Below are 21,540 nucleotides of genomic sequence, written 5' to 3'. Positions count from 1 at the left end.
GATATGCGCGCAGGCGGCTATTTAAAACGCTCGTCGACCACGGCGCCGTCGCGGGTCAGCGCGGTCGCCTTCACCAGTTCGTCGTCCCAATTGATGGCGAGCTGCTTGGTGTCCTTCGAGACGAGCGTCTCGACGAAGGCCAGCAGATTCTTGGCGTAGAGGCTCGACGCCGTCGACGCCATGCGGCCGGCGAGGTTCAGCGCGCCAAGGATCTTCACGCCGTCGACGACCACCGTTTCGCCGGGCTTGGTCAATTCGCAGTTGCCGCCGCGCTCGGCCGCAAGATCGACGATGACTGAGCCAGGCCGCATGGAGCGCACCATCTCCGCCGAGATGAGCTTGGGCGCCGGCCGGCCGGGGATCAGCGCCGTGGTGATGACGATGTCCTGCTTGGCGATGTGCGCAGCGACGAGTTCGGCCTGCGCCTTTTGATATTCAGGCGACATCTCCTTGGCGTAGCCGCCGGAGGTCTCGGCCTGTTTGAACTCTTCGTTCTCGACGGCGATGAATTTCGCGCCGAGCGATTCGACCTGCTCCTTCGTCGCCGGCCGCACGTCGGTGGCGGTGACGATCGCGCCCATGCGCCGCGCCGTGGCGATCGCCTGCAGACCGGCGACGCCGACGCCCATTATAAAGACTTTCGCCGCCGGGACGGTGCCGGCGGCGGTCATCATCATCGGAAAGGAGCGGCCATATTCGGCCATCGCGTCAATAACGGCGCGATAGCCGGCGAGATTGGCTTGGGACGACAGCACGTCCATGGTTTGCGCGCGCGTAATGCGCGGCATGAGCTCCATGGCGAAGGCGATCGCGCCGCTCTTGGCGAGATCGGCAAGCTGAGCCCCGGCGCCAAAGGGATCCATGATCGCGATCACCGCGAGATTGGATTTTGCGCCCGCAAGCTCCGCAGCCGAAGGACGGCGCACGCGCAGCGCGACGTCGGCGCCCGTCAGCGCGGCCGCCGCGCTATCGGCGATCGTCGCGCCGGCGGCGGCGTAGTCGCTGTCGGCGAAGCCGGCGTCGGCGCCCGCGCCGGCCGCGACCACGACGTCGGCGCCCAGCCCGATGAATTTCTTGACGGTCTCGGGTGTGGCCGCGACGCGCGGCTCGGATTTATCCGTTTCAGCCAATACGGCGATGCGCATAACGAACTCCGGTTGTGGAAAAACCGTCGCCGCCAGCGTCGCCGACAGCGGTAAAAGCGGAGGCTCTGAACCTAGCGCGCGACGAAGAAATACAGCAGGAGCAGCAGGACCGCCGTGCTTGCCGCGCCGATCTTCAGCAGCAACAAGAATGAGTTGTAGGTCCTTAGATGCTCGGCCCAGTCGCCGTTCGACTCCGCCGGCGTGCGCAAGCTCGCCATTTCGCTCTCCCGATTCTTGCTGACGCGCGCGTGACTCCGCGTGCGAAGCTGATGCTAAACGAGCGGAAGCCATAGGGCAACGGCCTGAAGCTTCGGAAAGCTGCGGCGCCCCGACGCGCGGGGCAAGCGAGGAAATCCGGGCGCGGCCCTTTCGGGAGCTTTGCCGCGCCTCTCCGCTCCATGGGGAACATTCGCTCGTCGGCGGCGTTCCACTGCACGCCTGCGGCCGGCGGGCTTTCCCCAACATCGCAAACCGGAGCGGCACGATGGGTCTCTTTTCCAAAGACATCAAGACGATCGACGATCTGTTCGTGCACACGCTGCGCGACATCTACTATGCCGAAAATCAGATCCTGAAAGCGCTGCCCGATATGGTCGAGAAGGCCTCCGATCCGCAGCTGAGGGAAGCATTCGAGCAGCACCTCGGCGAGACGGAAAATCAGGTGCGCCGGCTCGAGAAAGTCTTTCAGCTGCATGGTGTGGCTCCCAAGGGCGTCAACTGCCCGGCGATCGACGGCATCCTCGAAGAGGCCGAAGAAATCTCCGGCGAAACCGCTGACGATGAAGTGCTGGACGCGGCGTTGATCGCGAGCGCGCAGGCGGTCGAGCATTATGAGATCACGCGCTATGGCACGCTGATCGCCTGGGCGAAGGAGCTTGGCCGCGAGGACTGCGCGCAGCTTCTGTCGGAGACGCTTGCCGAAGAAAAGAACGCTGACAAGAAACTCTCGTCGCTCGCCGAAGGGCGGATCAACCGTAAGGCCGCCTAACGGAAAATCGCTAATAGGAGCAGCGGCGTCGCTCTCGGGCGGCGCCGTTGACGTGAAATGAATCAGACTTCAAAGAAGCCGCTCGCCGTGGTGACGGGGGCCTCCTCGGGTATCGGCTACGAACTCGCTTTGATCTGCGCTGAGCGCGGCTTCGATCTGGCGGTCGCGGCCGATCGCCCGGAAATTCATGGCGCAGCCGCTCGATTTCGGGAGCTCGGCGCGCATGTGGCCGAGGTTGAAACCGACCTCTCCACAACGGACGGCGTCGACCGGTTATGCGCCGCGGCTGATGGGCGCCAGATCGACGCGCTTCTCGCCAACGCCGGGCATGGATTGGGTCGCGGCTTTCTCGATCAAGACTTCTCGGCCGAGCGGCATGTACTCGACACGAATGTCACCTGCACGATTTATCTGCTTCACAAGGTTGCGCGCGACATGCGGGCGCGCGGCGCCGGCCGCATTCTCGTAACCGGCTCCATCGCCGGCTTTATTCCGGGGTCGTATCAGGCCGTCTACAACGCAACGAAGTCCTTTCTCAACAGCTTCTGCTTCGCGCTGCGCGAGGAACTCGAAGATTCAGGCGTCACCGTCACTTGCCTGATGCCGGGAGTGACCGCGACCGATTTCTTCGAGCGCGCGGATCTGATGGACACGAAGGTCGGACGGTCTGAAAAGGCGTCCGCGCAAGAAGTGGCATGGATGGTTTCGAGGCGATGATGCGCGGCGACGCAGAGATCATCAGCGGCTGGCGCAACAAATTGCAGGTTGCGACGGCGAACATCACCCCGGCGCAGATACTCGCGAAGAAACATGCGCAGATCACTGCGCCGGGCACGGCGGGTCAGTAGCCGGTCGGCGGCGCAGAACAGCGCCCCGACGCTGGTTGGGAGCTTTCTTATTGGCGCGCGCGGCGCCGGCGCTGGAAGCGACGATCTGGGTGCGCGCGCCGGTCCGTACAAGCGCAATCGAGCACATATGCCGTCAGTTCGGCGAGCGATTTACCCTCTGCATCAGCTTTGCTCCCCAACTCCTCGGGAGGCAGACCGAGCCTATTGACCCAAAACGTCGGATAGCCAAACGCCTTTGCGCCTGCCGCGTCCCATCCGGCAAAGGCGACGAACAAGATTTGGTTTTCCGCCAGTCCGAACGCATCGACCCCTAGCCGATACGCGTCTGGACTTGGTTTGTACGTCTTCGCCCTATCCGTGCTCAGGACATGCTCGAAAAAGCCTTCAAGCCCGGATCTTGCGATCGATCCGTTGAGCATATCTGGCGTAAGATTGGAAAGTAGCGCGAGACGAACGCCCGCGGACCGCAGTCCCTGCAGAGCCGGCTTGGCGTCAGGCCATGCGCCGAGCGTCAGATATGCGCGAAGGAGTTGATCGCGCGTTTCTCCGCTCAATTGCAGCCTGAGCGCGTGGCCGGCAAAGACCAGCGCTTCCTCCGATACTTTCATGAAGTCCACATATTGGCCCGACGCAGTTCGCAGCCATGAGTATTCGAACTGACGATTTCGCCACAACTCGACAAGTCGCGTTCCGTTTCCTGGAAAAAGCGCCTCGGCGCGTGCGTCAATTGGCCGGGGATCGAAGATCGGGAATGCGTCGAAGGCCAAAGCCTTGAAGCGCGCGGCCGCAGTTGTGAAGGAACGTCGGGAAGGTTCCGGCGATCGCGAGCTGGTCATCGACGCCAGACCTCCCTGGATAAGCAGACGACGATCAATGTGCATGGCCCGGCTCCGTCTTCAGAGGTCGACGGGAGAAACCTAGTTGATGCAAAAACGCCTCGGCAGCAGTAGTTTTGCCGCCCATGTCAGCAAACTTGCCGCCACTAAACTGGAACGATCTGCGCTACGTGCTGGCGGTGGCGCGCGCAAACGCCATCGCGCCGGCGGCAAAGGCTTTGCGGGTGGACGAGACCACGGTGGCGCGGCGGGTTCGGCGCATCGAACAAGGCCTCGGATTGACGCTGTTCGAGCCCCGCTGGCGCCTGACCGAGATCGGCTCGTATATCATTGAACGCGCGGAGCGAATGGAAGAAGAGGCCATCGCGATCGCCGAATCGTCGACTGGCGTCGACGCCGAGCCGACCGGCAGCGTCCGCATCACCGCAATCCCGCTCATCGCGAGCCGTCTTCTGCTGCCCGCGATCAAGCAGCTGACTCAAGTTTATCCGGGACTATCGCTCGAGGTTGTCGCCGAGCCGCGCAATCTAAGCGTCATGCGTCGCGATGCCGACCTCGCGCTTCGCCACGCGAGACCGCGAGAGGATCAGCGCGCGATCACCCGCCGCATCGCAGACCTCGACTATGCCGTTTACGCGCCAAGCGAAGGGGACGCGCGGCGGCTTTCATGGATTACTTACGAGGCGGAGATGGCCGGGCTTCCACACGTCGCCTGGATCAATCGGGCGGTCAGTCGGCAGGGACATCCGGCTGGCCTTGCCGTCAATGACTCCGAGCTGGCCCTGAACGCCGTAAAGTTCGGCATCGGAAAGTCGCTGCTTCCCTGTTTGATCGCCGATCGCGAGTCTGGGTTGCGCCGGCTCGGCGACAAAGCGCCCGTGCTCAAACGCGAAGTGTGGCTGCTCGTCAATCCCGGCGACAGAAACGTCCCAAGGATCAGGGCGGTGACGGCGTGGATCGAAGGCATATTCGGCGCGACCCAAAACCCGCAAGCACTGTAACGCGCAAATCCGGCGTCTGACCGTCTTCGGACCTTAATCGGCCCGTCCCAGCAAAAAAGCCCCGGATTTTCGCCCGGGGCTTTGTTTTGTTCGCAATGAGCGCAGACTTAGAAGTCCATGCCGCCCATGCCGCCGCCGCCCGGCATGGCCGGGGGGCCGTCCTTCTTCGGCGCTTCGGTGATCGTCGCCTCGGTGGTGATGATCAGACCGGCGATCGAAGCGGCGTCCTGCAGTGCGGTGCGCACGACCTTGGTCGGGTCGATGATGCCGAGCTTCATCAGATCGCCGTACTCGCCCTTCTGGGCGTCGAAGCCGTAGCCGTATTCGGTGGCTTCGAGCAGCTTGCCGACCACCACGGCACCGTCGCCGCCGGCGTTGTCGACGATCTGGCGCGCCGGCGCCTGAATCGCCTTGCGGACGATGTCGACGCCGGTCTGCTGATCAGGATTGCCGACCTTGACGCCGTCGAGCGCCTTGATGGCGCGCAGCAACGCCACGCCGCCGCCGGGCGACACGCCTTCCTCGACCGCCGCGCGAGTGGCGTTGAGGGCGTCGTCGACGCGATCCTTCTTTTCCTTCACTTCGACCTCGGTCGCGCCGCCGACGCGGATCACCGCGACGCCGCCCGCGAGCTTCGCGAGACGCTCCTGCAGCTTTTCGCGGTCGTAGTCCGAGGTGGTCTCCTCGATCTGTCCTTTGATCTGGGCGATGCGCGCCTCGATGTCCTTCTTCTCGCCGGCGCCGTCGATGATCGTCGTGTTCTCCTTCTCGATGCGCACGCGCTTGGCGCGGCCGAGCATGGCGAGCGTGACGTTCTCGAGCTTGATGCCGAGGTCCTCGGCGATCAACTCGCCGCCGGTGAGGATGGCGATGTCTTCGAGCATCGCCTTGCGGCGATCGCCAAAGCCAGGCGCCTTGACGGCGGCGATCTTCAGGCCGCCGCGCAGCTTGTTGACGACGAGGGTCGCCAGCGCTTCGCCTTCAATGTCCTCAGCGACGATGAGCAGCGGCTTGCCGGTCTGCACCACAGCTTCGAGGATCGGCAGCAGCGGCTGCAGCGTCGAAAGCTTCTTCTCGTGGATGAGAATGTAGGGATCGTCGAGTTCGGCGATCATCTTCTCGGCGTTGGTGATGAAGTAGGGCGAGAGATAGCCGCGATCGAACTGCATGCCCTCGACGATGTCGGTCTCGGTCTCGAGGCTCTTGGCCTCTTCCACCGTGATGACGCCTTCATTGCCGACCTTCTGCATCGCCTTGGCGATTTCCTGGCCGATGAAGTCGTCGCCATTGGCCGAAATCTTGCCGACCTGGGCGATCTCGTCGTTCGAAGTGACCTTCTTCGAATGCGCTTTGAGATCGGCGACGATTGCGTCGACGGCGAGGTCGACGCCACGCTTCAGATCCATGGGATTGAGGCCGGCGGCGACCGCCTTCGCGCCTTCACGGGCGATCGAGGCGGCAAGAACGGTTGCGGTGGTGGTGCCGTCGCCAGCGAGGTCGTTCTGCTTGGAGGCGACTTCGCGGACGAGCTGGGCGCCGAGATTTTCGAACTTGTCGGCAAGCTCGATTTCCTTGGCGACGGTGACGCCGTCCTTGGTGATGCGCGGCGCGCCAAAGGACTTCTCGATCACGACGTTGCGGCCCTTGGGACCAAGTGTGACCTTAACGGCGTTGTTGAGGATTTCGACGCCGCGCAGAATGCGGTCTCGGGCGTCAGTGGAGAAACGGACGTCTTTTGCAGCCATTTACAATTCTCCTGGGGGTTGGAAGCGAACGGCGGCGTCGAGTCAGTCGACGATGCCGAGGATGTCGCTTTCCTTCATGATGAGCAGGTCGTCGCCGTCGATCTTGACTTCGGTGCCGGACCATTTGCCGAAAAGCACGCGGTCGCCGGACTTAACGTCCAGCGGGTTCAGCTTGCCGTTTTCGTCGCGAGCGCCGGGGCCGACGGAAATGACCTTGCCCTCTTGCGGCTTCTCTTTCGCGGTGTCCGGAATGATGATGCCGCCTTTGGTTTTTTCCTCGCCTTCGAGTCGCTTGACCACGACGCGGTCGTGGAGGGGACGGAACGTCATTGTTAATCTTTCCTTTTCTGACCTGACGGGTTCGGCCCGCCAAAAAGGGATATGCGAAGGCTTGTTGGCACTCACGTGAGATGAGTGCCAGCAGGCGCCACACAGATATGGGCGAGGCCAATCGCTGTCAAGTTGGGGACAGGCGCAGAATTTTCAGTTTTGGCGCCGCGCAGCCACAGCGCAGCCTAAAGGTTGATCTTAGCCATTAGACGGGTCGGGCGCGGCGCCTGGCACGGCGGCTATGCTGTTGCGCGGACCGCTATAGCGTTGACGGCGCTTAATAAAATAGAAACCATAAGCATCCATCTAAATTGTAGCGTCGTCGTCAGCGTCGTGCGTCTTTGCGGTCGGCTCAATCGCCGTCCATCGTCCGCCGAGCCCGGGGCGCCGCATGCACAGAACGCGTTCCGCATTTATTTCAGTGACGGCTATTTTAGTGACGGCCCTCCTGGCCGCCGGCGCCGCCAAGGCCGACGATCCGGCGCCGCTCGGCTTGAAAGCGCCGCCGGCACTATTGGCGGCTTCGCCTTGGCGCGTGGAATTTGGGACCCGCTACTGGTTCAGTTCGGGCAACCATAAATACGATTACTACGACGCCCAGGTCCCCGGACTGTTGATTTCACGTCTCACCTTCGGCGATTTGACCGGGCATTCAGCCGAGACCTTCTTTCGCGTCGACCACGAGAGCGGCGTCTTCCTTAAAGGTTTTCTCGGCGGCGGGACTCTCGCGAGCGGCAAGCTCAATGACGAGGATACTGTCGCCGCGACCAAGGGCCCCTACAGCAATACTGTCCATGTCCAGAGCGGCGGCTCGCTCAAATATGTCACCGTCGATCTGGGCTATAATGTCGTAGAGAACAGATTGCCGACCGGCCAGCCGGTCAGAATTAGTCCTTTCGTTGGATATAATAATTTCCATGAGCGGATGAATTCATTCGGCTGCGCGCAGATTCTCGCCGGCACGGAGTTTTGCTCGACCGATCCGCCGAACAGGGTTCCTTACCCGACGAGTCTGGACGGGCTCGATTTCGACGTCGCCTGGAACTCGCTGCGGGTCGGCGTCGGCGGCGAGATCGAACTCGTGCCGGGCTTGCGCGCATCGCTCGAAGCGGCCTGGATACATAGCTGGTTGTGGAACACCGACTATCACAATTTTCGCCCCGAAATCCGAGGCGCGCAGCAGTCGGGCAAGGGGGACGGTTTTCAGCTCGAAGGCCTCATCGCCTATGATCTGACGTCGCGTTTCAGCGTGGGCGTCGGCGGCCGCTATTGGCAGTTCAGCGCGCCAGGCAAGGACCATGGCGAGCGCCTGGTCAACAACGTGACCAGGCCGATCTACTCATTTTCGCAGCGCTATGGCTTTTTCCTGCAGGCGGGCTACCGCTTTGGCGGGCCTGACGATCCGACCGGCGCTGGAAATTTCGGGCCGTTCTTCGGCAGGGCGGACGCCGAGCCGCATGAATGGCGCGGCGTCTATCTCGGCGGCCATGTCGGCTATGGTTTCGGCGCGGCGAAAGATACGACGCTCGCGGCGCGCTCGCCGGAAGCGGCGATCCTCCAGACGGACTTCAAGGCGCCCTTCGCGCAGCGTTCGGACATCGCGGGCTTCGTCGGCGGCGGGCAGATCGGCTATAACTGGCGCTTGCATCCGTTCCTCGTCGCGGGTCTCGAGACCGATTTCGCCTACGCCAATATCGGCGGCTCGTTCGGCGCTTCCGTCGACTTCGGCGACCGTCGGAATTTCGCCGCTAGCACCAAGCGGCTGCTCGAGTCGCTCGGGACTGTGCGCGGGCGCTTCGGGATTCTGCCGCGCGAGGACTTCATGCTCTACGTCACCGGCGGCTTCGCCTATGGACAGGTCTCGGCGCTTGGCGCGCTCGGCGACGGCAACAAGTTCTGCGCGCTCGACTTCTATTGCTCGGCCGGCGCCTATTCCGGCTTGGCGACGGGCTGGACCGCCGGCGCGGGGCTCGAATACGCCGTCGCCCGAAATTGGAGCCTCAAGGCCGAATGGCTCTACGTCGATCTGGGCCGGCAGAGCTATCCGATCAACGCCTTCGGCGGCTCCGTTCTGGACGGATTTCCCGCACATTTCGTCGCCTCGAGCGCCAGCGCGACTCATCTTATCCGCACCGGCCTCAATTACCGGATCGACTGGCCCGAGCCGGAAGGACCGATCATCCTCGCCCAGTGATCGCCTGATCGACGCATGAGCGGGGCGCGCTTTCTTTTTCGCATTGATCCGGCTTAATGCTGCGTTGGCGTCACGGAGATCACGCTTGTCCGGCAGACTTTCCCCTCGCGCGCTCGGCCTCGCCGCGGCGCTCGCCGCTCTGGCCTTCGACCAGGCGCATAAATTCTGGATGCTGAATATATTTGACGTCGCCGCCCGGCCGCCGATGAGCCTTGCGCCGTTCCTCGACATCGTATTGTCCTGGAACTACGGCGTCTCCTATTCGCTGTTTCCCGCCCATGAGGCCTTAACCCGCCTCGCGCTCTTGACCATGCAGGGCGCGATCATCGCCGGGCTGGCGATCTGGATGGTGCGCACGCAGAGTCGCGCGACGGCTGTGGCGCTCGGGCTGATCATTGGCGGCGCGCTCGGCAACGCCGCCGACCGCATCACACGGGGGGCTGTCGCCGATTTCTTCTACCTGCACACCAGTCTGCCCGTCGGACCTTTGGCTAACTACGTGTTTAACCTTGCCGATGTCTTCATTACGGCGGGCGTGGCGCTGCTGGTCATTGAAGGGTTTTTCCTGCCCCAGGAGCGGCGCGCCGAGACCTGAACGCGCTCTGGTCGAGCGTGGCCCAGCCTTCGCCACTAAATCGCCAATAAGTCGCGTCCATGTAGCCGAATATAACCGGAGCCCGAATGGAGTCCGACAGATGAAGCTTGCTCAGTCGCAGCGCTGCGCCCTTTGCGCTCTCGCCGGTCTCGCGGCGGTCCAGGCCGCGCCAGCCTTAGCCGGCGACGATAAATCCACATGGTCGGCGATGATGGAGATGGTCGGCGCGTCTTCGGACGAGGGCGTCGGCAAAATCGATTATAGCGAACGGCCCAAGCTCGTTTTGCCGCCGAGCGCCGGCAACCTCCCGGCGCCGCGCGAGCGGGGCGCCCGGTCGGGCGAATGGCCAACCGAACTTTCGTCGGAGCGACGCCGTAACGCCGATCGCTATGCGCGCGTTCCGGACGCGCCGCCCGAAGAAAAAAAGAAAGGCCTTCTCGAACGCATTCGAGGTCCGCGTCCGACGGCGGCCCCTGGAACCGACGATGAGCCGGGCTTCCTGCAACGCGTGCTCACGTCGCGCACCCGTAACGCTGCGGCCGAGCCAGACGTGGCGCCGCGCCGGATGCTCGTCGAACCCCCGGATGGGTATCGCCAACCCACGAAGGACTTGAGCAGTTATAACAACGAGAAGTCGGGCAAGAGCTGGTGGAATCCGTTAAGTTGGGGCGGTGGCGGCGGCACCGACAGCGATCCCGTCGCCCAGACCGGCAATCCGAACGCGCCAAGTACAGTCGCCCGTTCAAGCGGCGGCGGCCTGTCGAGCATGATGCCGAGCTTCCTGAGAGGTTCTGACAAGAATTAAATTCCGGCCTATATAGGAGAACCACTCTCCGAGACGCGGCCGCCGCCGCGGGAAAGGCCGTTCATGTCATTTGAGACGAAGGCGTCAGCCGTTTCGCTTGCGCCCGGGGCAGCCGCGCCGGGGCCTGCGCGCGCGAGCATTACGAGCTTCACGCTCGGCAACGGCATGGAGGTCGTCGTCATCCCGGACGCGCGAACGCCTGTCGTCACACATATGGTCTGGTACAAAAACGGCGCCGCCGACGATCCGCTCGGCCAGTCGGGCATCGCGCATTTTCTCGAACATCTGATGTTCAAGGGCACGGCGGATCATCCGCAGGGCGAGTTCTCGAATCTTGTCGCCGAACTCGGCGGCCAGGAGAACGCCTTCACCAGCTACGATTACACGGCCTATTTCCAGCGCATCGGCAAGGAGCATCTCGCCACGCTGATGGCGTTCGAGGCCGATCGCATGCGCAATCTGGTTCTGACCGACGAGGTCGTCGATCCGGAGCGCGACGTCGTGCTTGAAGAACGTCGCATGCGCACCGACAGCGACCCTTCCGCCCAGCTCGACGAGGCCGTACAGGCGGCGCTCTTCGCCCATCATCCCTACGGCATCCCGATCATCGGCTGGAATCACGAGATCGAGGGGCTCGGTCGCGCACACGCGCTCGCCTATTACCAACGCTTCTATACGCCGGAAAACGCCATCCTGATCGTCGCCGGCGACGTCGAGGCCGACGAGGTCGAGCGTCTCGCCAAGGACACCTACGGCAAGGTTCCCGCGCAGGCCGCGCCGCCGCGGCGCGCCCGCGCCCAGGAGCCCCCGCACCGCGCCCACCGTCTGGTGACGCTGCGCGATGAGAAGGTCGAGCAGCCGGCGCATGAGCAGGTCTATCTCGTGCCGTCCTACAGCACGGCGAAGCCCGGCGAAGCCGAGGCGCTGGAGACGCTCGCTTATATGCTCGGCGGCGGACCAACGAGCGCGCTCTATGACACGCTGGTCGTCGAAGAGCAGGTCGCGGTCGGCGCCGGCGCATATTACATGGGCTCCGCCGTCGACGACACGCGGCTCTGGGTCTATGCGACGCCCGCGCCGGATGTTTCGCTCCAGGACCTCGACGTCGCGATCGATCGCGTGCTGCGGCGTTTCGCGGAGGAGCCGATCGACGCGGAGCATTTGCAGCGCGCCAAGACCCGGCTGATCGCCGACGCCATCTACGCGCAGGATAGCCAGGCCTCGCTTGCCCGCTGGTATGGCGAGGCGCTGGCCACCGGCCTCACCATCGACGACGTCGTCGCCTGGCCCGAGCGCATGGAGAAGGTGACGGCCGAGGACGTGCAAAACGCCGCGCGCAAATGGCTCGACAAGCGCAGGGCCGTCACGGGCTTTCTGCTTCCAGCCTAGACGGCGATCGCGTCAGGTTGTCGGCATAAAGCCGACGCCTGACTCGACTGCCCAAGACCTACCGCCGACCTCCGTTAGGAACTGAAATGACCGCTCACGCGCCCATCGTCACCATCGCCTCCCGCGCCGAACATGTGCAGCGGATCACGACGCCGGCCGGGCTTGAGGCCTGGCTCGTGGAAAGCCACGCCGTGCCGCTCGTCGCGCTCGAATTCGCGATCCTCGGCGGCGCGTCGCAGGATCCTCGCGAGAAGCCCGGATTGGCGACGCTGCTCGCGGCGACGCTCGACGAAGGCGCCGGCCCCTATGACGCGCGCGGCTTCCATCGCGCCATCGACGATCTCGCTATTCATCTTGGCTTCGGCGCCGATCGCGACGCGATCTCTGGCCATTTGCAGACTCTCTCGCGCAATGTCGACAAGGCGTTCGGTCTCTTAAAGCTCGCGCTCAACGATGCGCGGCTCGAAGCCGGCGACGTCGCGCGCGTGCGCAGCCAACTCGCCGCCGAATTGAAGCGCGACGCCAATGACCCCGACTCGATGGCGTCGAAAGCCTTCCGCGAAGCGGCCTTCCCGAACCATCCCTATGGGCGCCCGGTGCGCGGCGACCTTGCGTCGATCGACACGCTCTCGCGCGAAGACCTCATCGCCCTGCGCGAACGGCTCTTCGCGAGACGCGATCTCAAGATCGGCGTCGTCGGCGCGATCGACGCGACGCGGCTTTCGGAACTCCTTGACGCGACCTTCGGCGGCCTCGCGCTGCAAAACGATCTCGCGCCCGTCCCGGAGATCGAAGTCGCCAATGTCGGCATGCGCCAAATCGTCGATCTTGACGTGCCGCAATCGACGATCCGCTTCGGACGCCCGTCGATCACCAAGCACGATCCAGACTATTTCGCCGTCGTCGTCGCCAATCACATTCTGGGCGGCGGCACCTTCACGTCGCGACTGTTCCGCGAGGTGCGCGAAAAGCGCGGCATGGCCTATTCGGTCTATTCGCATCTCAACGAATATGACCATTGCCCGATGCTGATCGGCGCCGCCGCGACCAAGAACGAGCGTGCCGGCGAAGCGATCGGCGTGATCCAGGAAGAGTTCAGAAACTTCGTCGCCAACGGTCCGACCGAAGACGAATTGGACAAGGCGAAGAAATTCCTCATCGGCTCCTATGCGCTGCGCTTCGACACGTCGACGAAGATCGCGAGCCAGCTCGTCAATCTGCAGCTCGATGGTTTCGAGCCGAGCTTCCTTGACGAACGCAATGGCCGGATCGCCGCGGTGACGATGGAGGATTGTCAGCGCGGCGCGAAGCGGCTCCTCGGCGACGGCGATCTGCTGGTGACGGTGGTGGGCAAGCCCGCAGGGGTGTAGCGGCCGGCCACGCCGCCGCTGGTCGGCATCTTGCTAAGAGACTGTCATGGATAACCCTCTCCTTATGGCCTGGAGCGGCCCGTTCCGCCTGCCGCCTTTCAACGCGGTCGCGCCCGGGCATTTCCGCGAGGCGTTCGAAACGGCCTTCGCCCAGCACAAGGGCGAGATCGACGGCATCGCCAACGACACGTCGCCGCCGACCTTCGACAATGTCATCGGCGCGCTGGAGCGGGCGGGGCGACTTCTCACCGACGTCGGCGCGGTTTTCTGGAATCTCGCCGCCACCGACACGACGCCCGAATTGCAGGGGATCGAGCGCGATATGGCCGGCGCCTTTTCGCGTCACTCCAGCGACATCTCGATGAATCCCGCGCTGTTTCGCCGGATCGAGGCGCTTTACGAGACGCGCGAGGCCATCGATTTGACGCCGGAGCAGCGCCGCGTTCTCGAACTGACCTATAAGAACTTCGTGCGCGCCGGCGCGAAGCTGAACGGCGCCGACAAGGCGCGTCTCAAAGCGATTCTCGAGCGGCTGGCGGGCCTCTCGACGCAGTTTTCGCAGAATGTGCTGGCCGATGAATCATCATGGTTGCTGCTGCTCGGCGAAAGCGATCTCGACGGCCTCTCGCCGGACTTTCGCGCCGGCGCCGCGCGCATTGCGGCGGAGCGTGGATCGCCCGGCAAATATGGCGTGACGCTGTCGCGCTCCAGCGCCGAAGTCTTTCTGCAAAGCTCGACGCGGCGTGATCTGCGCGAGACGGTGTTTCGCGCCTGGGCGAGCCGCGGCGAGAATGCGGGCGCGACCGACAACCGCCCGCTCATCCGCGAAATTCTGCAATTGCGCGAAGAGCGCGCGAAGCTGCTCGGCTTTGACAGTTTCGCCGCTTTCAAACTCGACGACTCCATGGCGAAGACGCCGGCCGCCGTGCGCGAATTGATCGGTCGCGTCTGGGCGCCGGCGCTGACGCGCGCCGCCGAGGAGCGCGCGCAGATCCAGGCGATGGTCGAAGAAGAGGGCGCGAATTTCACTGTCGCGGCGCATGACAGGCGCTATTACGCTGAGCGCGTGCGCGCGAAGCGCTACGATCTCGATCAGGCCGCGCTGCGTCCTTACTTCCAGCTCGACAACATGATCGCCGCGGCGTTCGACGTCGCGCAGAAACTCTTCGGCCTCCGCTTCGTCGAGCAGAAGGGCCTGCCGCTCTACCATCCGGATGTGCGCGCCTTCGATGTGCTGGACAGCAACGGCAAGCATGTCGCGCTGTTCCTCGCCGATTATTTTGCGCGGCCGTCGAAGAGGGGCGGCGCCTGGATGTCGGAATTCCGCGCGCAGCACAATCTCGTTGGCGAAACCAGGCCGATCATCGTCAATGTGATGAATTTCACCAAAGGCGCCGATGGCGCGCCGACGCTGCTCAGCCTCGACGACGCCCGCACGCTGTTTCACGAATTCGGCCATGGCTTGCATGGCATGCTGTCGGACGTGACCTATCCTTCGGTCGCGGGCACCAATGTCGCGCGCGATTTCGTCGAACTGCCTTCGCAGCTTTACGAGCACTGGCTGCTGGAGCCGGCGGTGCTGAAGAAATTCGCGCTTCATGCCGAGACGGGCGCGCCCATTCCCGATGACCTCGTCGCGCGCATCACCGCCGCGCGCCATTTCAATCAGGGCTTCGCGACGGTCGAGTTCTGCGCCTCGGCCCATGTCGATCTCGACATTCACGCGCAAAGCGTCGCGCCGGATTTCGACGCTGGCGCCTTCGAGGCGGACAGCCTCGCGTCGATTTCCATGCCGCCGGAAATCATCATGCGGCACCGCCTGCCGCATTTTTCGCATATCTTCTCCGGCGACGGTTATTCGGCGGGCTATTACAGCTATCTCTGGGCCGAAACGCTCGACGCCGACGCTTTCGAGGCCTTCAAGGAGACGGGCGACCCCTTCGCGCCCGAGGTCGCGCAGCGCCTGCGCGATCATATCTACGCGGCCGGCGGCAAGCAGGACGCGGCGGACGCCTATGTGGCCTTTCGCGGGCGGATGCCGACGGTGGAGCCGCTGCTACGGCAACGCGGATTTGCGGAGCCGGCGGGGTAGAGGAGCCGTCCAGAGAACTGTTTTCCTCACCCTCATCCTGAGGAGCCGCCCGCAAGTCGGGTTTACCCGACTTGCGAATTTAATGTCGATCTCGGGCAAGCCCGAGATCGATGGCGGCGTCTCGAAGGACGCGGGTGAGGAAAAATACGCGAGAACGGGCTTCCTCGTCCTTCTAGACGCGTGCTTCGCACGCTCCTCAGGATGAGGAAGCCCTTCTCCGATTCCACGGCAGCGACCGCCCTTTTCGGACCTCAGAGACGATAGGAGGACCAACAGTTACTTAACGGCTCCTATGCGCTGCGCTTCGACACGTCGACGAAGATCGCGAGCCAGCTCGTCAATCTGCAGCTCGATAGTTTAGAGCCGAGCTTCCTCAACGAGCGCAATGGCCGACGCGGAGCGGCTCTTGCGCGACGCGATCTGCTGGTGACTGTGGCGGGGAAGCCGGCTGGGGTGCGTTAGGGCTCATACCGTCGGCAAAGTTGTCAACACGATCTCGCTCGGTAATGGATCTAGCAACCGTAAAGACACAGTCTATTGACTCTCGGCAAGAAGCGTATTCTACTTAATTTTAACGAGTGGGCGCTTTTGATTGGGTTTAACTGTTTTCCAGTAAGAGCCAAGACGCCAACGGGCTGCCCGAGAGTCTTAGTTTTGAAGTTAACCTTAACTGGCAAGCAAAAGCTTGTTAGCTCTTGGCTATGGTGAAGGTTGATACAACTATATTAAATAAACTTGTCGCGATAAGCGGTGGGGCCACGAGAATAGAAAGAACTGAACTGAAAGAAGTAGCCTTTATTCAAAGACCAATCTCCTTTCCGTGTAAATTGGATTGTTTTTTATATTGCTTTGGAGGTAGTTATGGAAAGAATTCAGAAAGTCGACTCAGCCTCTTTTGAAATCCTCAAGAGTAAGCCAGTTACGTTGGCGCTATTTGCTATTGGAACTGTTTCTTCCAGTGGTTGGACAAAGGGCGCGCTATCCGCTTGGTTCTACATTGAACCTCCGGAAGATGGTATTCAAGATTTTGATTTTAATGCAGAGCCGCCGACGGGTATTGTTTTGCCTGTCCAGACCCCAATCGTTTCCGATCCAATAATACTGCTTGACCCGAGGAACTATTGGGGAGAGGGAAAGCCAATTCTTGGAGCACGAATTCACGCCCGTCAGAATACAATTGAAATCGCTTTTGATGATCAAGGTTGGATCGCGGCCGTGTCCGACTTAAAGGGGCCAATACTTCCTTGGCCATGGCTTCGGCGTTGGCGGAAAATTGGCAACTCGGGCGGCGCCGATCCTTTCCCTCTCGAAAGCCATTCCCATGCTGCCATCGCGGGCAAGAGATTTACAGGCCTTTCGCAAACGGGGCAGTTTAAGGAAGCTCTTGATGATGCAATCGCATCTGCCAAGGGTGCGCTTCATACCGACTACATCGATTGGAGATTATTTGGCGTCTCCGGAAGGAACGGCGGATTTATTCTGCAAGATGAACTGAGTGTCACTATCGAAGTCTTATGAGACTAAAGCTATTGATAGAGTCCAACGATTTTTGGCGGAGTGTAGGGGGTTCTTTCTTGTTATCTCCGCCAAAAATATTCGCGACTCTTATCGATAGATTTGGCGCGGAATCATATGACGGTCATCCGGGTTGTCGGCGTCCGGCCGTCCCGGCGCTCCTCCTTCTCCTGCGGCGTTCATAACGTGAAAGAGTTCGGCAGCTTTGGGAGAGCGGGCCATCCCAACGAGGATGCGCGACAAGCGCGGGCATGACGCGGCAAGCCGCCTACTTCTGCTGCGGCAGCAGCGCCAGGAGATCCGCCATTTTCGGCGCCGCGCTCGGGTTCATCATGCCCACGACATGATAGCCCGCGTCGACATGCAGCACTTCGCCCGAAACGCCGCGCGCCATCGGCGACAGCAGATAGACCGCCGTCTCGCCCACTTCCTCGATCGTCACGACGCGGCGCAGCGGCGAATTATATTCGTTCCAGCGCAGAATGTAGCGGAAGTCGCCGATGCCCGAGGCCGCCATCGTCTTGATCGGCCCGGCCGAGATCGCGTTGACGCGAATGTTTTTGACGCCGAGATCGGCGGCGAGATAGCGCACCGACGCTTCGAGCGCCGCTTTCGCCACGCCCATCACATTGTAATGCGGCATCCATTTTTCGGCGCCGTAATATGTCAGCGTGAGGAGCGAGCCGCCGTCCGTCATCAGCTTCTCGGCGCGCTGCGCGATCGCCGTGAAGGAATAGCAGGAGATGTTCAGCGACATCTGGAAGTTTTCCAGCGTCGTCTCGACATAGCGCCCGTCGAGCTGGTCCTTGTCGGAATAGGCGAGGCAATGCACGACGAAATCGAGCCGGCCCCAAAGCTTCTCGATCTCGGCGAAGACCGCGTCCATCGTCTCTGGCTCGGCGACGTCGCAGCGCCCAATGACGGTCGCGCCGATGTCCGCCGCCAGCGGCCGCACGCGCTTTTCCAGCGCTTCGATCTGATAGGTGAGCGCCAGATCGGCGCCGGCGTCGGCGCAGGCCTTGGCGATGCCCCAGGCGATCGAGCGATTATTGGCGACGCCCAGGATGAGCCCCTTCTTGCCCTTGAGCAATCCGGCGAAAAGGGCGGCAGGCGCGGCTTGCTGTGTCATGCGTGTCTATATCCTGGGCAAAGAAGGGCTCGGCGGCTCGCGCCGTTTAGCGTGGTTTGGGCGCAAAGGAAACCCTCGCGCCACAGGCGGCGGCGGATGTGAAATCGCACGCGCCAGAGCGGCCAAGCATAGCCAATTGCGCGGCGATGCCCTATCATTCGATAGGAAACGTCATTGGCTTCGCAGACTGGCGAGAAGACCGAGCGGAGCGGGCCGCATGGGCAGAAGAGCCGACATCATAACGGATCTGGGCGGAGCGACTCCGGCCCTGAGACGCTATGCGCGCGCGCTCTGCGCCGGCGCAGGGCCGGCCATCGCCGACGATCTCGTGCAAAGCGCGCTGCAGTCGGTCGGCGCGCGGATCCGGGCGCGCGAGCTGCGCCCCGCCGATCTCGCCGAAGCGCGAATCGAAGCCTATGCGGCGCTCGTCGCGCTGTCTCAGAAAAAGCTCGCAGATGCGCCAGGTCCAGCGTCGCGCCACCCGCCGGTCGTGCACGGGCTTGCAAGTCTTTGCTTCGACGAGCGCGCCATGCTGCTGCTCGTTTCGCTCGAGGGCTTCGGCTATGACGCCTCCGCGCGCATCGTCGGCGCGAGCCGGGAAACGGCGCTGGCGCGTCTGATGCGCGCCCGCGCGACGCTCGGCGCCGAGGGTTTGCGGCCCGTCGCGTCGTCGGAGGGCGCCCGCCGCGCCGCTTCGCATCTGCGGGTCGTGAAGTAGCGCCGATGACGCCCTCGGCCCTGATCGAAGAAGCCGATTTACACGCCCTCGTCGACGGCGAACTCGACCCCGAGCGGCGGCGCAAGGTCGAAGACCATCTCCTGCAGCATCCCGAGGACGCCGCTCTCGTTGAGGGCTGGCGGCGACAGAACGCGGCGCTGCGCGCCGCTTTTGAGCCGGTGGCGCTTGAGACGCCGCCGCTGTCGCTGCGGGAGGCGGCGGCGCGCCCGCCGGCCCCGCCCGCCGGTCAGGGGCCGATAGAAACCGGCGCCATCCATTGGGGGCGACCCGGCGCCGCGCCGCGTCCGACGCGCAAGCTCGACGAAATCCGCGCGAGCCGGCGGCGCCAGGCGCTCGCGTCGACGCTGCTGACGCTCATCGCCGGCGCGGCCGTCGCCGCGGCCGCGTTGCTCTTTCTGGCAAGCCGTCCCCCGGCGCAGAGCCCGACGACGCGCGCCATCGCCGCCACGAGCTATGCCGCACGGGCGGGCTTGACCTACGCGACCTACATCCTTGACCCGCGACCCGTGGAGGTCGAGGCCAGCCGGCGTGGCGAGCTTCTCGCGTGGCTGCAAGAGCGCGTCGGGTTTTCACGCGCGCCGGATTTGAGCGGCGTTGGATTGCGGCTGCTTGGCGGACGCGTCGCGCCCGGCGTCGCGGCGCCGGCGGCGTTTCTCGTCTATGAGCGCGACGACGGTGGGCGGGTTGGTCTTTATTTCGAGCGGGCGGAGGCCCTCGCCGCGCCGGCTGGCCAGCGCGGTCAGGGCGTTTCGGTCATCGAATGGCGGGCTGGCGGCTTCGCCTTCGTGCTCGTTGGCGCCTTGGCGCCCGAAGCGATGCAGGCCGCGGCGGAAGCGGCCGCCGCCGCGGTCGCGGCGACGCCAGCCGAAGTTAAATAATCCGAGGACCTCAAGACATTTTGGCGCGCGGATCGTAGGGCTGCGCGTCGCGCCATTCCCGCATCCGCGCGTCGAGATCGCTGGACGCCGTTTCCGGCAGCATGATCTTCAGCGAGACATAAAGGTCGCCGGCTATTTTGCCTTCGCTCGCCGGAAGTCCTTTGCCGCGCAGCCGCAGCACGCGCCCGCTGTTGGAGTGCGGCGGGATGCTTAGCTCCACCTTGCCGTTCAGCGTCGGGGTCTCGACCCGTCCGCCGAGCGCGGCTTCATAAACCGTGACCGGCAGCTCCAGCCGCAAATCGCGGCCATCCAGCTTGAAATGGGGATGGGGCGCGACCTTCACGGTGATCAGCGCGTCGCCGGGTTCGCCCCCCATGGAGCCGGGCTGGCCCTGGCCGCGCAGACGAATCTGCTTGCCGTCTTCGATTCCCGCAGGAATTTTGACTTCCAGCGTGCGGCCGCTGGGCAGGATGACGCGGGCCGAGCCGCCGTGAGCGACCGTTTCGAGCGGCACGGTGGCGGTGGCGACGACATCGTCGCCTCGAGTCGGCTGCGGGCCGGCGCGACGGCGTCCGCCCGCGCCGAAGAGATCCGCGAAGAGGTCGGAAGGGTCGAAGCCCGCGCGCCCGCCGCCGCCGGGCGCCTCATTGCCGAAGTGAAACTCGAAATGCTGATCGCCGCCGGGCGCGCCGCCGCCAGGCGCGCCGCCCGTTCGCCAGCCGCGGGTGAAGCCGCCGGGGCCGGCGCCCGCGCCCGCGCCGAAGCCCTCGAAGCCGGTGTAGCGGGGTTTCCCGTCGGGACCGATCTCGCCCTTGTCGAACTGCGCCTTCTTCGTCTCGTCGCCGACGATTTCATAGGCGGAGTTGATTTCCGTGAATCGCTCCTTGGCTTTCGTGTCGTCCTTGTTGCGGTCAGGGTGGAATTTCTTGGCGAGCTGGCGATAGGCCTTCTTGATTTCGGCGTGACTCGCCGATTTGGACACGCCGAGAACGTCGTAAGGATCGCGCATAATTTTCCCATCAGCCCATGTGAGCGCCCGCCCTTGGCGGCGCGGGCGCGTATGTCCGCCCTATTATTTGGGAGAAGCGCGTCGGCAACGCAAGCGGCGCAGGTCGCGCCGCGCTGAAGGCTAACGCGACTTCGAAGCGAAAAAGGCGGCGAAGCGCTCGCGCGCTTCGGGCGACGTCAGCGCCTTGGCGAAAAGCGCGGCTTCCGCGTCGATGCGCGATCGTATGTCGTTCGGCTCGCCGCGCATCAGCCGCCGCGCCGCGAGTAGCGCCTCACGGGGTTTCGCCGCCAGGCGGCGTGCGGCCTCCATCGCAAGGTCGAGGACGACTTCCGGGGAGGCGACAGCGTTGACGAGGCCGAGACGGAAGGCTTCCGCGCCGTCGAAACTCTCGCCGAGCAGCAGATATTGGGACGCCTTGGCCATCCCGAACCGCTGCGGGACCAGCAGGCTGGCGCCACCCTCCGGCGGCAGCGCCAGATCAATGAACGGCATTTTGAAACGCGCCTCTGGGCTGGCGTAGACGAGGTCGCAGTGGAAGAGCAGGGTGGTTCCGACGCCGACGGCGTCCCCGGTCACGGCGGCGACGAGCGGCTTCTCGAAGGCCGCCGCCGCGCGAACGAAGGCCAGCGCCGGAAATGTTTCTGCGCCAGGCGCAAAATCGCGAAAGTCGGCGAGATCATTGCCCGCCGTGAAATTGCCGCCCGCGCCGGCGAAGACGACGGCACGCACCGTCTCGTCACGGGCCGCGCCATCAAGAGCGGCGATCAATGCGCGATACATGTCGCGGTTCAGCGCGTTCTTTTTTTCGGGGCGGTTCAGCAGCAGGCGCAGCACCCCGGCATCCCTCGAAACGACGATCTTTTCCGACATAAAGGTCTCCGGATCAGCTCGCTGCGGGCTTCGCCAAAGTTTTGAAGGAATTCCCTGAGATA

Annotated in this window: 19 protein-coding genes and 1 pseudogene; 12 read left to right on the top strand and 8 right to left on the bottom strand. The window is 63.6% G+C overall.

Annotation, left to right across the window (positions count from 1 at the left end; translation table 11 throughout):
• Window positions 1-17 precede the first annotated feature (17 nt).
• Both EHO51_RS12945 and EHO51_RS12940 read right to left on the bottom strand, forming a co-directional pair.
• Window positions 18-1,145: a Re/Si-specific NAD(P)(+) transhydrogenase subunit alpha gene (locus EHO51_RS12945; protein ID WP_124739228.1), complete on the bottom strand. Its 1,128-nt coding sequence runs from the start codon at window positions 1,143-1,145 to the stop codon at window positions 18-20.
• A gap of 71 nt (window positions 1,146-1,216) precedes the next feature.
• Entirely contained in the window at window positions 1,217-1,363 is a 147-nt protein-coding gene (locus tag EHO51_RS12940; protein WP_124739227.1) for an aa3-type cytochrome c oxidase subunit IV, read from the bottom strand.
• A 266-nt stretch (window positions 1,364-1,629) separates the two neighbouring features.
• On the opposite strand from EHO51_RS12940, the gene EHO51_RS12935 reads away from it, so the two are divergent.
• Window positions 1,630-2,133: a ferritin-like domain-containing protein gene (locus EHO51_RS12935; RefSeq protein ID WP_124739226.1), complete on the top strand. Its 504-nt coding sequence runs from the start codon at window positions 1,630-1,632 to the stop codon at window positions 2,131-2,133.
• A gap of 57 nt (window positions 2,134-2,190) precedes the next feature.
• Window positions 2,191-2,981, top strand: a pseudogene (locus EHO51_RS12930) (SDR family NAD(P)-dependent oxidoreductase).
• Window positions 2,982-3,028: 47 nt separating this feature from the next.
• On the opposite strand, the gene EHO51_RS12925 reads toward EHO51_RS12930, so the two are convergent.
• Window positions 3,029-3,817, bottom strand: a complete 789-nt coding sequence (locus EHO51_RS12925; protein ID WP_245434589.1) for a haloacid dehalogenase type II — start codon at window positions 3,815-3,817, stop codon at window positions 3,029-3,031.
• Window positions 3,818-3,942: 125 nt separating this feature from the next.
• Between EHO51_RS12925 and EHO51_RS12920 the strand changes: the two genes are divergently transcribed.
• The gene (locus EHO51_RS12920) at window positions 3,943-4,818 is read left to right on the top strand and encodes a LysR family transcriptional regulator (protein ID WP_124739224.1); all 876 of its coding nucleotides are present in this window, start codon (window positions 3,943-3,945) and stop codon (window positions 4,816-4,818) included.
• 107 nt (window positions 4,819-4,925) lie between these two features.
• On the opposite strand, the gene groL is transcribed toward EHO51_RS12920, so the two are convergent.
• Together groL and groES are read right to left on the bottom strand one after the other, a co-directional pair.
• Window positions 4,926-6,563 (bottom strand): chaperonin GroEL, encoded by a 1,638-nt coding sequence (groL, locus tag EHO51_RS12915; RefSeq protein WP_124739223.1) that lies wholly within the window; start codon window positions 6,561-6,563, stop codon window positions 4,926-4,928.
• Between the two features lie 42 nt (window positions 6,564-6,605).
• Window positions 6,606-6,893, bottom strand: coding sequence for a co-chaperone GroES (gene groES, locus EHO51_RS12910; protein ID WP_014890807.1), 288 nt, complete (start codon window positions 6,891-6,893; stop codon window positions 6,606-6,608).
• Window positions 6,894-7,329: 436 nt separating this feature from the next.
• Here groES and EHO51_RS12905 point away from each other — a divergent pair, with 436 nt between their 5' ends.
• The 7 genes from EHO51_RS12905 (at window position 7,330) to EHO51_RS12875 (ending at window position 16,856) form a co-directional block, all read left to right on the top strand.
• A complete protein-coding gene (locus tag EHO51_RS12905; RefSeq protein ID WP_164479395.1) occupies window positions 7,330-9,087 on the top strand; it encodes an outer membrane protein in 1,758 nt (585 codons plus the stop codon).
• A gap of 85 nt (window positions 9,088-9,172) precedes the next feature.
• A complete protein-coding gene (lspA, locus tag EHO51_RS12900; RefSeq protein WP_245434588.1) occupies window positions 9,173-9,682 on the top strand; it encodes a signal peptidase II in 510 nt (169 codons plus the stop codon).
• A gap of 100 nt (window positions 9,683-9,782) precedes the next feature.
• Window positions 9,783-10,487, top strand: a complete 705-nt coding sequence (locus tag EHO51_RS12895) for a hypothetical protein (RefSeq protein WP_124739220.1) — start codon at window positions 9,783-9,785, stop codon at window positions 10,485-10,487.
• A gap of 63 nt (window positions 10,488-10,550) precedes the next feature.
• Window positions 10,551-11,876, top strand: a complete 1,326-nt coding sequence (locus tag EHO51_RS12890) for a M16 family metallopeptidase (RefSeq protein WP_124739219.1) — start codon at window positions 10,551-10,553, stop codon at window positions 11,874-11,876.
• Window positions 11,877-11,962: 86 nt separating this feature from the next.
• Window positions 11,963-13,246 (top strand): M16 family metallopeptidase, encoded by a 1,284-nt coding sequence (locus EHO51_RS12885; RefSeq protein WP_124739218.1) that lies wholly within the window; start codon window positions 11,963-11,965, stop codon window positions 13,244-13,246.
• A gap of 46 nt (window positions 13,247-13,292) precedes the next feature.
• Entirely contained in the window at window positions 13,293-15,338 is a 2,046-nt protein-coding gene (locus EHO51_RS12880; protein WP_124739217.1) for a M3 family metallopeptidase, read from the top strand.
• An 861-nt stretch (window positions 15,339-16,199) separates the two neighbouring features.
• Complete coding sequence (locus tag EHO51_RS12875; protein ID WP_124739216.1) at window positions 16,200-16,856, top strand: hypothetical protein; 657 nt, start codon at window positions 16,200-16,202, stop codon at window positions 16,854-16,856.
• A 265-nt stretch (window positions 16,857-17,121) separates the two neighbouring features.
• On the opposite strand, the gene fabI is transcribed toward EHO51_RS12875, so the two are convergent.
• On the bottom strand, window positions 17,122-17,982 hold the full coding sequence (fabI, locus tag EHO51_RS12870; RefSeq protein WP_018406062.1) for an enoyl-ACP reductase FabI: 861 nt from the start codon (window positions 17,980-17,982) through the stop codon (window positions 17,122-17,124).
• Between the two features lie 217 nt (window positions 17,983-18,199).
• Here fabI and EHO51_RS12865 point away from each other — a divergent pair, with 217 nt between their 5' ends.
• A complete protein-coding gene (locus EHO51_RS12865; protein ID WP_124739215.1) occupies window positions 18,200-18,700 on the top strand; it encodes an RNA polymerase subunit sigma-70 in 501 nt (166 codons plus the stop codon).
• Between the two features lie 5 nt (window positions 18,701-18,705).
• The gene (locus EHO51_RS12860) at window positions 18,706-19,599 is read left to right on the top strand and encodes an anti-sigma factor family protein (protein WP_124739214.1); all 894 of its coding nucleotides are present in this window, start codon (window positions 18,706-18,708) and stop codon (window positions 19,597-19,599) included.
• 10 nt (window positions 19,600-19,609) lie between these two features.
• Here the strand turns inward: EHO51_RS12860 and EHO51_RS12855 are convergent, their stop codons facing one another.
• Complete coding sequence (locus tag EHO51_RS12855) at window positions 19,610-20,608, bottom strand: DnaJ C-terminal domain-containing protein (protein ID WP_124739213.1); 999 nt, start codon at window positions 20,606-20,608, stop codon at window positions 19,610-19,612.
• Between the two features lie 120 nt (window positions 20,609-20,728).
• Window positions 20,729-21,478, bottom strand: a complete 750-nt coding sequence (locus EHO51_RS12850; protein WP_124739212.1) for an enoyl-CoA hydratase-related protein — start codon at window positions 21,476-21,478, stop codon at window positions 20,729-20,731.
• Between the last annotated feature and the right edge of the window lie 62 nt (window positions 21,479-21,540).

It is taken from the genome of Methylocystis rosea, assembly GCF_003855495.1.
Lineage (GTDB): Bacteria > Pseudomonadota > Alphaproteobacteria > Rhizobiales > Beijerinckiaceae > Methylocystis > Methylocystis rosea_A.
Note: the sequence above shows the minus strand (reverse complement) of the source record. Positions and strands in the feature narration are given on the sequence as shown.

What these genes read in the sequence shown, in the direction of transcription:
- EHO51_RS12945 (WP_124739228.1), bottom strand. Translation starts at nt 1,145, where the DNA reads ATGCGCATCGCCGTATTGGCTGAAACGGATAAATCCGAGCCGCGCGTC.
- EHO51_RS12940 (WP_124739227.1), bottom strand. Translation starts at nt 1,363, where the DNA reads ATGGCGAGCTTGCGCACGCCGGCGGAGTCGAACGGCGACTGGGCCGAG.
- EHO51_RS12935 (WP_124739226.1), top strand. Translation starts at nt 1,630, where the DNA reads ATGGGTCTCTTTTCCAAAGACATCAAGACGATCGACGATCTGTTCGTG.
- EHO51_RS12925 (WP_245434589.1), bottom strand. Translation starts at nt 3,817, where the DNA reads ATGACCAGCTCGCGATCGCCGGAACCTTCCCGACGTTCCTTCACAACT.
- EHO51_RS12920 (WP_124739224.1), top strand. Translation starts at nt 3,943, where the DNA reads ATGTCAGCAAACTTGCCGCCACTAAACTGGAACGATCTGCGCTACGTG.
- groL (WP_124739223.1), bottom strand. Translation starts at nt 6,563, where the DNA reads ATGGCTGCAAAAGACGTCCGTTTCTCCACTGACGCCCGAGACCGCATT.
- groES (WP_014890807.1), bottom strand. Translation starts at nt 6,893, where the DNA reads ATGACGTTCCGTCCCCTCCACGACCGCGTCGTGGTCAAGCGACTCGAA.
- EHO51_RS12895 (WP_124739220.1), top strand. Translation starts at nt 9,783, where the DNA reads ATGAAGCTTGCTCAGTCGCAGCGCTGCGCCCTTTGCGCTCTCGCCGGT.
- EHO51_RS12890 (WP_124739219.1), top strand. Translation starts at nt 10,551, where the DNA reads ATGTCATTTGAGACGAAGGCGTCAGCCGTTTCGCTTGCGCCCGGGGCA.
- EHO51_RS12885 (WP_124739218.1), top strand. Translation starts at nt 11,963, where the DNA reads ATGACCGCTCACGCGCCCATCGTCACCATCGCCTCCCGCGCCGAACAT.
- EHO51_RS12880 (WP_124739217.1), top strand. Translation starts at nt 13,293, where the DNA reads ATGGATAACCCTCTCCTTATGGCCTGGAGCGGCCCGTTCCGCCTGCCG.
- EHO51_RS12875 (WP_124739216.1), top strand. Translation starts at nt 16,200, where the DNA reads ATGGAAAGAATTCAGAAAGTCGACTCAGCCTCTTTTGAAATCCTCAAG.
- fabI (WP_018406062.1), bottom strand. Translation starts at nt 17,982, where the DNA reads ATGACACAGCAAGCCGCGCCTGCCGCCCTTTTCGCCGGATTGCTCAAG.
- EHO51_RS12865 (WP_124739215.1), top strand. Translation starts at nt 18,200, where the DNA reads ATGGGCAGAAGAGCCGACATCATAACGGATCTGGGCGGAGCGACTCCG.
- EHO51_RS12860 (WP_124739214.1), top strand. Translation starts at nt 18,706, where the DNA reads ATGACGCCCTCGGCCCTGATCGAAGAAGCCGATTTACACGCCCTCGTC.
- EHO51_RS12855 (WP_124739213.1), bottom strand. Translation starts at nt 20,608, where the DNA reads ATGCGCGATCCTTACGACGTTCTCGGCGTGTCCAAATCGGCGAGTCAC.
- EHO51_RS12850 (WP_124739212.1), bottom strand. Translation starts at nt 21,478, where the DNA reads ATGTCGGAAAAGATCGTCGTTTCGAGGGATGCCGGGGTGCTGCGCCTG.